The sequence below is a fragment of the Microbispora sp. ATCC PTA-5024 genome (assembly GCF_000511135.2).
Lineage (GTDB): Bacteria > Actinomycetota > Actinomycetes > Streptosporangiales > Streptosporangiaceae > Microbispora > Microbispora corallina.
In genome coordinates, this window is the sequence record NZ_KI866522.1 from 134,517 (window position 1) to 145,532 (window position 11,016).

Here is an 11,016-nt window from a genome sequence, read left to right on the forward strand (position 1 = left end):
TGCGCGAGCGGACGGGCTGGCGCTGAGCGGCGCCGCCCCGACGACCGGGCCCGGCCGCCCGGGACCGCGGCGCCCGGCGCGGGCCGTTAGGCTGCTGCGGCCCACGCGTGATCCCCGGGAGGATCGCGTTCCCCCCTTCGACAAGGTGTGACCCGTGTCCTATGCCGGCCTGCTCCGGAAGCCGTCGGTGGTGCGTGCGCTCGGAGGCTCCCTGGTGGGCCGCCTGCCCACCGCGATGACCGCGCTCGCCATGACGCTGACGCTGCGCGAGCAGGGGACCGACTTCCGGTTCGCCGGGGTCGCGACGGGCGTGCTCGCCGTGAGCGGAGCGCTGGGCGGGCCGCTGCTCGGCCGGATGGTGGACCGCTGGGGCCAGACGCACGTGCTGGTCGTCAGCGCCCTGCTGTCCTGCCTCGGCCTGGTGCTGATCGTGGCCGCCCCGTCGTCCAGGGGGCTCGTGCTGGCCGGGGCGGTGGTGTGCGGCGCGGCCACGCCGCCCCTGGAGCCGTGCCTGCGGACGCTGTGGCCGGTCCTGGTGGGCCAGGAGAACCTGCGGCAGGCGTACGCGCTGGACGCGGCGGCGCAGGAGCTCGTGTTCATCGGCGGGCCGCTGATCGTCGCGGCCGCGGTGGCCGTGGCCCCGCCGGAGGCGGCGCTGGTCCTCGCCGCGGTCCTGTGCGTCGCCGGTGTGCTGACCCTCGCCACCGCCCGCCCGTCCCGCGAGTGGCGGGGCGAGCCGGGCGCGCGCGACTGGCTGGGGCCGCTGCGCAGCCGGGCGCTGGTGCTGCTCTTCCTCGGCCTGGCGGGCGGCGGCACCGCCGTCGGCGGGCTCAACATCGTCGCCGTGGCCTACGCAGAACGGCACCCGGTGCCGGGCGGCGCGGGCGCGCTCCTGGCCGTGTCCGCGCTCGGCGCGCTGACCGGCGCGATCGTCCACGGCCGCAGTCACTGGACGGCCGCGCCCACCGCGCAGGCCGTGCTGTTCTGCGCCGGCCTCGCGGTCACCTACCTGCTGGTGGCCACCATGGCCCCCGTCTGGGTCATGGCGCCGATCTGCCTGGCGACGGGCGTGTTCCTGTCGCCCCTGCTGGTCGTCGCCTTCACGATGGTGGACGCGTTCGCCCCGCCGGGTACGGTCACCGAGGCGTTCGCGTGGCTCATCACGCTCTTCACCACGGGTACGGCCCTGGGCTCCGCCCTCGCCGGGGTGGTCATGGAGGTGGCCGGGCCCGGCACGGCGGCCGCCTCGACCGCGCTGGCCGCCCTGCTGGGCGCCGCTGTCCTCGCGGTGTGCCATCGCCTGCCCGAGAGCCGGCGGCTCGCGCCGCGGGAGGCCGCCGGCTGATGAACCGGCGACTCCAGGGACGCCACCCCGGTCCGTCCGGCGCGGGCACGACGGCGACGAGGCGCGCCGGCTTGTGGAATCGGCCGGGGGACAATGGAGTTGTCCCGTGGATGACCGCAAGCCGTAGGCTTAAGGCTTCCGGGCAATGGAGGTCATCTCGTGCTGGTTGACTCGTTCGGCCGGGTCGCGACCGATCTGCGGGTGTCGCTGACCGATCGGTGCAACCTGCGGTGCTCCTACTGCATGCCGCCCGAGGGCCTCGACTGGCTGCCCAAGCCCGAACTTCTGACCGCCGACGAGGTGGTCCGGCTCGTCACGATCGGCGTCGAGCGGCTCGGCATCACCGAGGTGCGCTACACCGGCGGCGAGCCGCTGCTGCGCCGCGACCTCGTGGAGATCGTCGCCGCGACCGCCGCCCTGCGGCCCCGGCCCCAGATCTCGCTCACCACGAACGGCATCGGCCTCGCCCGGCTCGCCAAGCCTCTGGCCCGGGCGGGGCTCGACCGGGTGAACGTGTCGCTCGACACGCTCGACCGCGACGTGTTCGTCCGGCTCGCCCACCGGGACCGGCTTCAGGACGTGCTTGACGGCCTCGCGGGGGCGGCCGCGGCCGGCCTCCTGCCCGTCAAGGTCAACACCGTGCTGATGCGCGACGTCAACGAGCACGAGGCGGTGCCGCTGCTGCGCTTCTGCCTGGAGCGGGGCTACGAGCTGCGCTTCATCGAGCAGATGCCGCTCGACGCCCAGCACGGGTGGCGGCGCGACCGGATGGTGACGGCCGACGAGATCCTCGGCCTGCTCAAGGACTCCTTCGACCTCACCGAGGACGACCCCCGGGCGCGCGGCAGCGCCCCCGCCGAGCTGTTCCTGGTGGACGGCGGCCCGGCCCGGGTGGGCGTGATCGGCTCGGTCACCCGCCCGTTCTGCGGCGCCTGCGACCGGGTCCGCCTCACCGCCGACGGCCAGGTGCGCAACTGCCTGTTCGCCACCGACGAGTCCGACCTGCGGTCGGCCCTGCGCTCGGGCGCCTCGGACGACGACCTCGCGGCCCGGTGGGTCGCCGCCGTACGGGGGAAGCGCGCCGGGCACGGCATCGACGACCCGAGCTTCCTCCAGCCGGCCCGCCCCATGTCGGCCATCGGCGGCTGAACGGGGATCTGCCGTGCGTCCGCCCGAGGGCACGCCGTACGACGCGGTGATCCTGGCCGGGGGGAGGGCCGAGCGTCTCGGCGGCGCGGACAAACCGGGCGCCCTCGTCGGCGGACGGCCGCTGGTCGAGCGCGTCGCCGCGGCCGTCGCCGCCGCCCGCGCGGTCGTCGTCGTGGGACCGCCCCGGGCCGGCCTGCGCGCGGTGTTCACCCGCGAGGACCCGCCCGGCGGCGGCCCGGTCCCGGCGCTGCGCGCCGGGCTCGCCGAGGTGGCCGCGCCGTGGGTCGCCCTCCTCGCCGCGGACCTGCCGTTCCTCACGGCCGCGCACGTGTCCGCGCTGCTGCGGGCGGCCCTGCCGGACGCCGCGGGAGCCGTCCTGGTGGACGACGGAGGCCGCGAGCAGTGGCTCACCGGGGTGTGGCGGACGGCGGCCCTGCGGGACGCCCTGGCGGCGTACGAGGGGCGGTCGCTGCACCGGCTGCTCGGCCCGCTCGATCCGGTGCGGCTGCGCCTCACGGGGGAGGACGGATGCGAGCCGTGGTTCGACTGCGACACGATTGACGATCTCGGCACGGCCCGCCGCAGGGCCGGGGAGCCCTGACCTTGAGGAGGCCGCATGAACGTGCTTGAGGAGTGGACCGCGCTGGTCTGCCGCGAGCTCGGGATCGACCCGGCGCGGGTGGACCGCGCCGCGGTGCTCGACCTGACCCGGGACGTCGCCCACGGGGTGACCCGGCCCGCGGCGCCGCTCACCGCCTACCTGGTGGGGCTCGCGCAGGGCGCGGGGACGGCGCCGCCCGACGCCGTGGAGAGGTTGTCGCGGATGGCGGGCGACTGGGGCAGGGCGACCGCGGAGACGCTCGGCGACTCTTGACAGACGACCTTACGGGCGGGGTCACGGGAACGCGGCCCCCGTCCCGATACACCGGCCGCCACGGGTACGTGGCTGGAAAAGTGGTAAAGCCCGGGAAAAGGGCGACGCCGGGTGGTTACGGGGGCAAACCACCCGGCGCCGCTTCATCGGCGTTCCGACGGGGGCCCGGAACGCCGGCACCAGCGCTCCGACGGGGGACCAGAGCGCTTGGCTAAACTGTACACCTCTAACCCATGGGTTGCGTCAAGACTTTGTCACGACCCGATCTCGCGTCGGTGGCGTGGGATCTCGTTCTGGCTGGATCCGGTCAAGTCTGAGCCGGCCGGAAGGGTCGCACCTCGTTGGTTGGCCCCGATAACGGCAAGGTATGGCAAAAGAACGGCCCCGGCGACGAGCAGCGCCTTGATCGGCCAGGGAGCCGGCAGGGCCACGGCGAGGATGAGGCAGATCAGCCGGATGCTCATCTTGATCAGATAGCTTCGCTCGCGCCGTTTGATGTCGTCGGACAGCGACGGCTGCGCGTCGGTCACCTGGTGGACCACCGTGGTGCCGCGACTGGACCTGCGCCATGGCTTCACGACTTCCACGTTAGTCCTCCGCTGTGGCGGGTGTGAAAGCCGCACGAGGATACGATCATGCGGAGACCAGAGCAGGAGGACAAGATGTCGGATCGTACCTACCGGGTGACCGAGATCGTCGGCACCTCGGAGGAGAGCGTCGACCAGGCCATCCGCAACGGCGTCCGGCGGGCCGCCCAGACCCTGCGGCACCTCGACTGGTTCGAGGTCACCGAGGTCCGCGGGCACATCGTGGACGGCGAGGTGGCCCACTTCCAGGTCGGCATGAAAGTGGGCTTCCGCCTCGAGGACGCCTGACCGCGACAGGCGCGGCCGACGACGGCCGTCAGCTGGCCTGGCTGACCGTCGACATGTTGAAGTCGGGCACCCGGAGCGGCGGCATGACGGCGCGGGTGAAGTAGTCGTTCCACTCGCGCGGCAGCGTCTGCTCGCTCGCGCCCACCTCGGTCAGGCGGCCGAGCAGGTCGACCGGCGACTCGTTGAACCGGAAGTTGTTGACCTCCCCGGTCACCTCGCCGTTCTCGACGAGGTAGACCCCGTCGCGGGTGAGCCCGGTGAGGAGCAGGGTCTGCGGGTCGACCTCGCGGATGTACCACAGGCAGGTCAGCAGCAGCCCCCGCTCGGTCGAGGAGATCATCTCCTCCAGCGAGCGGCCGCCCTCGGGGCCCGTCATGATCAGGTTGTCGATCTGCGGGGTGGCCGCGAGCCCGGTCAGCTCCGCCGAGTGCCGGGTCTGGATGAGGTTGGCCAGCGTGCCGTCCGCGATCCAGTCGGTGCGGGTCAGCGGCAGGCCGTTGTCGAAGACCGACTGCTCCCGGCCCGACGCGTGCGCGATCACGAACGGCGCGCACTCGATGCCCTGGTGCGCGGGGTCGCCCGACAGCCGCAGCGGGATCGGCGACAGCCGCTCCCCGACGCGGGTGCCGCCGCCCGGCTTGGAGAACACGGTCCGCCCGTCGGCCGCGTCACGCGCCCCCGCCGACCAGTACAGGTAGATGAGCAGGTCGGACACCGCGGACGGCGGCAGCAGCGTCTCGTACCGCCCGGCCTCCAGCGCGATCCGCCGCTTGGCCCACTCCAGCCGCTGCGCCAGCGTGGCGTCGAGCGCGGCCACGTCCACGTCGGCGAAGTCGCGGGTGGCGACGCCGGTCCAGGCCGACCGGGAGACGTCGGCCGACTTGGCGTTCAGTTCCAGCCGTCCCGTCGGCTGGTCGTGCCGCTGCCGCAGCCCGGTCGAGGAGCCGACGAACGTCGAGGTGAGGATGTGCTCGGCGAAGCCGTACAGCCGCCGGCCCGACGCCTCGGCCGACGCGAACGACTCGCCCAGCGCCGGCGCGAAGTCGCGGAAGACCTCGATGGAGGTCGGCTCGACGGGCCGGTCCCAGCCCTCCGAGGCGCCGCCCTCGACGAGCGGGCGGGCGTCCTCCGACGGGCGCGCCTCGCGGGCCGCCCGGTCGGCCGCGGCGACCACGTCCTCCAGCTGGTCGTGCCGTACGGCGGAGCGGGAGACGACCCCCACGCCCTGCCCGGCGACCGAGATGACGGTGAGCCGGGACGAGCGGGCGACGCCGTTCGTCGTCAGCGTGTTGCCGGCGAAGCGCAGGTTGGCGGTGGACCCCTCGTCCACGATCACGACGCAGCCGTCGGCCCGGCTCAGCGCCAGCGCCCGCTCCACGGTCTCCTGTGGCGTGTTCACTTCCCACCCTCCTGGACGGTGTTGAGGATCCGCACGCCGCGGAACAGGGCGGACGGGGTGCCGTGGCTGACCGGCGCGACCTGGCCCGGCTGGCCCTTGCCGCAGTTGAACGCGCCGCCGAGCACATACGTCTGCGGCCCGCCGACGGCCTCCATCGACCGCCAGAAGTCGGTGGTCGTCGCCTGGTAGGCCACGTCGCGGAGCTGACCGGCGAGGCGGCCGTTCTCGATCCGGTAGAAGCGCTGGCCGGTGAACTGGAAGTTGTAGCGCTGCATGTCGATCGACCAGCTCTTGTCGCCGATCACGTAGATCCCCCGCCCGACCCGGGAGATCAGCTCGTCGGTCGAGGGGCCGCCGGGGGTCGGCTGGAGCGACACGTTGGCCATCCGCTGGATCGGCACGTGGCCGGGGGAGTCGGCGAAGGCGCACCCGTTCGAACGGCCGAGGCCCTTCAGCAGGGCCATCCGCCGGTCGAGCTGGTAGCCGACCAGCGTCCCCTCCTTCACGATGTCGAACGACTGCCCGGCCACGCCCTCGTCGTCCCACCCGACCGTCGCGAGGCCGTGCTCGACCGTGCGGTCGCCGACCACGTTCATGACCGGGGAGCCGTAGTGCAGGTTGCCGAGCTTGTCGAACGTCGCGAACGACGTGCCCGCGTAGGCCGCCTCGTAGCCGAGCGCGCGGTCGAGCTCGGTCGCGTGGCCGATCGACTCGTGGATGGTCAGCCACAGGTTGGACGGGTCGACCACCAGGTCGTACGGCCCGGCCTCCACCGAGGGCGCCTTCAGCTTCTCGGCCAGCAACTCGGGGAGCTCCGCCAGCTCGGACGGGAAGTCCCATCCGGTGCCGGTCAGGTACTCGTAACCGCGGCCCGCGGGCGGCGCGAGCGTCCGCATGTCGTCGAACCGGTCGCCGTCGGCCTTCATCGCGGTCAGCACGGGGTGGACCCGGACCCGCTGCTGCGTGGTCACCGTGCCGGCCGAGTCGGCGTAGAACTTCTGCTCCTTGACCTGCATCAGCGAGGCCGACACGTGGTCGACGCGGCCGAGCATGCCGGACGACCAGTCGGCCAGCGTCGCCGCCTTGTCGGGCAGCGGCACCTCGAACGGGTCGACGTCGTAGGCCGACACCCAGGTCACGTCGTCGTAGACCGGCTCGGGGGCCAGCTCCACGGGCTCCCGGTTGATCGGCGCGCTCACCGCCGCCACCCGCACGGCCTCCTCGGCCGCCCGGGCCGCGGCCTCCGGCGTCAGCTCGATCCCGGACGCGAAGCCCCAGGTGCCGTCCTTGATCACCCGTACGGCGAAGCCGAGGTCGTCGGCGTCCATCGAGCCCTCCAGCCGGGCGTCGAACAGGCGCAGCGTCTCGGCGCGCACCCGTTCGAGGCGGAAGGAGGCGTGCTCGGCTCCCAGGTCACGGGCGCGCTGGAGGGCCGCGTCCGCCAGCCGCCTGAGCGGCAGGGCGAGAAAGTCGGGGTCGATCTGGCGCATGTCCACGATCCTAACCCTGTGATCTTGTGCCCTGCGGACAAGTGGCCTACCCCCTGGTAGCCGATACCGTCGGTCGCATGGTTCGTTCTGTACTCGTCACCGGCGGCAATCGCGGCATCGGCCTCGCGATCGCGCGCGAGCTCGCGGCCGCGGGGGACGCGGTGGCCGTCACCTACCGATCCGGAGAGCCGCCCGAGGGGCTGTTCGGGGTCCGCTGCGACGTGACGAGCGCCGCGGACGTCGACGCCGCCTTCGAGAAGGCGGAGGCCGAGCACGGCCCGGTCGAGGTCGTGGTGGCCAACGCGGGGATCACCAAGGACACCCTCCTGCCGATGATGAAGGAGGAGACCTTCACCGAGGTCATCGACACGAACCTCACCGGCGCCTACCGCGTGGCCAAGCGGGCCGTGCGCCCCATGCTCCGGTTGCGGCGCGGCCGCATCATCCTGATCTCGTCGGTCGTCGGCCTGTCCGGCTCGGCGGGCCAGACCAACTACGCCGCCTCCAAGGCCGGCCTGGTGGGCTTCGGCCGGTCGCTCGCCCGCGAGCTGGGCTCGCGTGGCATCACGGTCAACGTGGTCGCGCCAGGGTTCGTCGAGACCGACATGACGGCCGTCCTGGACGAGGCGCAGCAGGAGCAGATCCGCAAGAGCATCCCGCTCGGGCGGCAGGCGAAGGCCGACGAGATCGCCCGGGTGGTCCGGTTCCTGGCGAGCGACGACGCCGGTTACATCACCGGCGCCGTCATCCCCGTGGACGGCGGCCTGGGGATGGGACACTGACAGGCGTCCCGGGGACGGACGAGAAGACTGGAGCTTGAGCATGGGTTTGCTGGACGGGAAGCGACTGCTGGTAACCGGCGTCCTCACCGACTCGTCGATCGCCTTCAACGTGGCGCGGCTGGCCCAGGAGGAAGGCGCCCAGGTCGTCCTGACGGGCTTCGGCCGCCTGAGCCTGGTCGAGCGCATCGCCAAGCGGCTGCCCGAGCCGCCGCCGGTGATCGAGCTCGACGTGCAGGACAACGAGCACCTCGACACGCTGGCCGACCGGGTCGGCGCGCACGTGGACGGCCTCGACGGGGTCGTCCACTCCATCGGGTTCGCCCCGCAGACGTGCCTCGGCGGCAACTTCCTGAACACGTCCTGGGAGGACGTCGCCACCGCCGTCCACGTCTCGACGTTCTCGTTCAAGTCGCTGGCCGTGGCCTGCCTGCCGCTCATGAAGGAGGGCGGCGCGATCGTCGGCCTCGACTTCGACGCCACCAAGGCGTGGCCGGTGTACGACTGGATGGGCGTGGCCAAGGCCGGGCTGGAGTCGTGCTCCCGCTACCTCGCCCGCGACCTCGGCAAGCACGGCATCCGGGTGAACCTGGTCGCCGCCGGGCCGCTGCGCACGATGGCGGCCAAGAGCATCCCGGGGTTCCAGGAGTTCGAGGACAGCTGGCCGGCCAGGGCGCCGCTCGGCTGGGACCTCGCCGACACCGCGCCGGCCGCCAAGGCCTGCGTGGCGCTGCTGTCGGACTGGTTCCCCGCGACCACCGGCGAGATCGTCCACGTGGACGGCGGCGTCCACGCGATGGGCGCCTGACCCGCGCAGTGTGAGGGCGCCCCCGGCCTCGGCCGGGGGCGCCCTCGTCGTTCAGGTCCCTCCTGTCGTCAGGAACGCGTCGCCCCTGTCGTCGGGAATGTGCCGCCGATCAGGACGCGCCGCAGGTCAGCGCGGGTGTGGCGGCGGTGCCGGATGCGGTGAACCCGAAGGTGGTCGTGCCGGCGGCGGCGAGGGAGCCGTTCCAGGACTCGTTGCGCACGGAGACCGCGGCGCCGGAGGTGGACGGGACCCCTCCCCACAGCTGGGTGACGGACTGGGAGCCGGTCCAGCTCCAGGTCACCGTCCAGCCCCTGATCGCCGCGCTTCCGGCGCGCACCGTCACCTCGGACTGGAAGCCGCCGGGCCAGGAGTTGACGGTCCGGATGCTCGCGCTGCACCCGCCCGGCTGAGGCGTCGGGGTCGGCGTGGGCGTCGGGGTGGGTGTGGGGGTGGGTGTCGGCGTGGGAGTGGGCGTCGGTGTGGGCGTCGGCGTCGGTGTGGGCGAGGGGGTCGCGGTGCTGTTCAGGCCGAGGAAGTTGATGGCGTAGGCCACCATGCCGTTGAGGGGCAGCGAGTGTCCTTGGCCGGCGACGCTGACGCCCTCGACCGGCGGCTGGGTGCCCGTGGCGCCGTACCGGGTGCGGGTCCACCCGGACGAGGGGCTGTCGGTGGACGCGGGCGTCTGGCCGACGCCGTTGAGGTTGGTCCACTGCTTGATCTCTTCGCCGAAGTTGTTGTAGTTCAGCGTGCTGTCGGACGTGCCGTGCCACAACTGCATCCGGGGGTAGGCGCCGCTGTACCCGGGGTTCATCGAGCGGGCCAGGTCGCCCCACTGCTGCGCGGACTTCGTGACCTGCCCGTTGGCGCACTGGCTGTTCCAGGTGGATCCGTCGGTGGTGGCGAAGCAGCCCGCCGGGACGCCCATGAACGCCGAGCCCGCCTTGAACACGTCGGGGTACTCGGCCGCCAGCACGTTGGTCATCATCGCCCCGGAGGAGACGCCGCTGACGAAGACGCGGCCGGGGTCGACGTTGTACCGGGACCTGGCGTAGTCGACCATCGACATGATGCCCACCGGGTCGCTGCCCCCGCCGCGCTTCAGCGCCTGGGGCGAGTACACGTCGAAGCAGCTCCCGCTGCGCGTGGCCTCCGGGAACACGATGACGAACCCGTACTGGTCCGCCGCCGTCACGTAGTCGTGGAAGTAGCCGTTGAACAGGGCGGACGCGGTGCCCTGACAGTAGTGGACGGCCACCAGCAGCGCGGGCCGTGCGGCGACCCGGTCCGGCACGTAGATGTACATCCTGAGGTTGCTCGGGTTGGTGCCGAAGTTCGTCACCTGGGTGAGCGAGGCCGCGGCGGCCGGTCGGGCGACCAGTAGCGAGGCCGCTGCGACCACGGGCATCAGCGCGGCCGCGAGCACGGCCACGATGCGACGTTTCACGGGCTGTCCTTCCTCCGGGTACACCGGTCCGGCGTGGGGCCGTGGCGCCGCGCGTCGCGCGACTCCCGAAATCGAGTACGTCACCCCGCCGGACCCGGGGGTTTTAACGTTTCAGGAGTCTGAAGAAACATTTCTGACATCACAAGGCCCAACGGCCGGGCCGCTCGCCCGCGGGTCGCCGCCGCCGGCGAACACGAGGTCGGAGGCCCTCGACGGCGCCGGCCGGCCGGCGCCCGGTCGAAAATTTCACGACAAGGGGGAAAGCCGCCGGGCGCGCACGGCCGGCTTTCCCCGGGTCATGCGAGAGGGGCGCCGGGGCGCATGGGGAGCCGCACAGGGCGATGCCGGCCCGGTCACGCGCTCAAGAAAGGGGCCGGCGGCGGGCCGGGGCGCATCAGCGGGAACGCGCGGCGGCCCGCCGAGGGTCAGAGCGGTGGCGGCCCGCCGAGGGCAGGGAGAACGCGGTGGCGGCCGGCGAGGGTCAGACATCCCTGGAGCTTCGTTGTCAAGCAGCAAGGGTGTCGTGACGGTGTTGCCAAGCGGTGGCGCGGTCGTAGGCGGTGTGAGTCTTGAGGCAGCCGTGCAGGATGCCGACGAGGCGGTTGCCGACTTGGCGGAGAGCGGCGTTGTGGCCGACGTCTCGGGCGCGGAGCTGGTCGTAGTAGGCGCGTACTTCGGGGTCGTGCAGGACCGCGCAGCCGGCTTGCAGGTGGAGGGCGTCGACGAGCCGGTCGTTATGGATGAAACGGGCGTGGACGGTCTTGCTTCTGCCCGACTGGCGGGTGATCGGGCTTGTCCCGGCGTAGTTCTTGCGTGCCTTGGCGCTGGCGTAGCGGCCGGTCGCGTCGCCGAA

The 11,016-nt window shown here is 72.7% G+C and carries 12 protein-coding genes; 7 read left to right on the plus strand and 5 right to left on the minus strand.

The annotated features are described in order from the left end of the window. The first annotated feature begins 154 nt into the window (after nt 1-154). The 4 genes from MPTA5024_RS00595 (at nt 155) to MPTA5024_RS00610 (ending at nt 3,368) form a co-directional block, all read left to right on the plus strand. Complete coding sequence (locus MPTA5024_RS00595; protein WP_051457559.1) at nt 155-1,345, plus strand: MFS transporter; 1,191 nt, start codon at nt 155-157, stop codon at nt 1,343-1,345. 159 nt (nt 1,346-1,504) lie between these two features. Then, nucleotides 1,505-2,494: a GTP 3',8-cyclase MoaA gene (moaA, locus tag MPTA5024_RS00600; protein WP_036318589.1), complete on the plus strand. Its 990-nt coding sequence runs from the start codon at nt 1,505-1,507 to the stop codon at nt 2,492-2,494. 13 nt (nt 2,495-2,507) lie between these two features. After that, complete coding sequence (gene mobA / locus MPTA5024_RS00605) at nt 2,508-3,095, plus strand: molybdenum cofactor guanylyltransferase (protein WP_036318592.1); 588 nt, start codon at nt 2,508-2,510, stop codon at nt 3,093-3,095. Between the two features lie 15 nt (nt 3,096-3,110). Next, nucleotides 3,111-3,368 (plus strand): DUF6457 domain-containing protein, encoded by a 258-nt coding sequence (locus tag MPTA5024_RS00610; protein WP_036318594.1) that lies wholly within the window; start codon nt 3,111-3,113, stop codon nt 3,366-3,368. Between the two features lie 254 nt (nt 3,369-3,622). Here MPTA5024_RS00610 and MPTA5024_RS00615 read toward each other — a convergent pair whose 3' ends face one another. Beyond that, a complete protein-coding gene (locus MPTA5024_RS00615) occupies nt 3,623-3,955 on the minus strand; it encodes a DUF3099 domain-containing protein (protein ID WP_051457560.1) in 333 nt (110 codons plus the stop codon). 75 nt (nt 3,956-4,030) lie between these two features. Between MPTA5024_RS00615 and MPTA5024_RS00620 the strand changes: the two genes are divergently transcribed. Further along, nucleotides 4,031-4,243: a dodecin gene (locus tag MPTA5024_RS00620; protein ID WP_036318597.1), complete on the plus strand. Its 213-nt coding sequence runs from the start codon at nt 4,031-4,033 to the stop codon at nt 4,241-4,243. Between the two features lie 28 nt (nt 4,244-4,271). On the opposite strand, the gene MPTA5024_RS00625 is transcribed toward MPTA5024_RS00620, so the two are convergent. Then, entirely contained in the window at nt 4,272-5,642 is a 1,371-nt protein-coding gene (locus tag MPTA5024_RS00625; protein ID WP_036318599.1) for a metallopeptidase TldD-related protein, read from the minus strand. Then, nucleotides 5,639-7,132: a TldD/PmbA family protein gene (locus MPTA5024_RS00630; protein ID WP_036318602.1), complete on the minus strand. Its 1,494-nt coding sequence runs from the start codon at nt 7,130-7,132 to the stop codon at nt 5,639-5,641. Before MPTA5024_RS00630 ends, MPTA5024_RS00625 begins: the two co-directional genes overlap by 4 nt. Before the next feature lie 77 nt (nt 7,133-7,209). Between MPTA5024_RS00630 and MPTA5024_RS00635 the strand changes: the two genes are divergently transcribed. Next, nucleotides 7,210-7,914, plus strand: a complete 705-nt coding sequence (locus MPTA5024_RS00635) for a beta-ketoacyl-ACP reductase (RefSeq protein WP_036318605.1) — start codon at nt 7,210-7,212, stop codon at nt 7,912-7,914. Nucleotides 7,915-7,954: 40 nt separating this feature from the next. Then, nucleotides 7,955-8,719 (plus strand): enoyl-ACP reductase FabI, encoded by a 765-nt coding sequence (fabI, locus tag MPTA5024_RS00640; RefSeq protein WP_036318607.1) that lies wholly within the window; start codon nt 7,955-7,957, stop codon nt 8,717-8,719. 109 nt (nt 8,720-8,828) lie between these two features. On the opposite strand, the gene MPTA5024_RS00645 is transcribed toward fabI, so the two are convergent. After that, nucleotides 8,829-10,163: an extracellular catalytic domain type 1 short-chain-length polyhydroxyalkanoate depolymerase gene (locus tag MPTA5024_RS00645; protein ID WP_036318609.1), complete on the minus strand. Its 1,335-nt coding sequence runs from the start codon at nt 10,161-10,163 to the stop codon at nt 8,829-8,831. 505 nt (nt 10,164-10,668) lie between these two features. Continuing rightward, the coding region (locus tag MPTA5024_RS00650) for a transposase (RefSeq protein WP_036318611.1) at nt 10,669-11,016 on the minus strand (348 nt) is incomplete at its 5' end.

What these genes read in the sequence shown, in the direction of transcription:
- MPTA5024_RS00620 (WP_036318597.1), top strand. Translation starts at nt 4,031, where the DNA reads ATGTCGGATCGTACCTACCGGGTGACCGAGATCGTCGGCACCTCGGAG.
- MPTA5024_RS00610 (WP_036318594.1), top strand. Translation starts at nt 3,111, where the DNA reads ATGAACGTGCTTGAGGAGTGGACCGCGCTGGTCTGCCGCGAGCTCGGG.
- MPTA5024_RS00635 (WP_036318605.1), top strand. Translation starts at nt 7,210, where the DNA reads ATGGTTCGTTCTGTACTCGTCACCGGCGGCAATCGCGGCATCGGCCTC.
- MPTA5024_RS00630 (WP_036318602.1), bottom strand. Translation starts at nt 7,132, where the DNA reads ATGCGCCAGATCGACCCCGACTTTCTCGCCCTGCCGCTCAGGCGGCTG.
- fabI (WP_036318607.1), top strand. Translation starts at nt 7,955, where the DNA reads ATGGGTTTGCTGGACGGGAAGCGACTGCTGGTAACCGGCGTCCTCACC.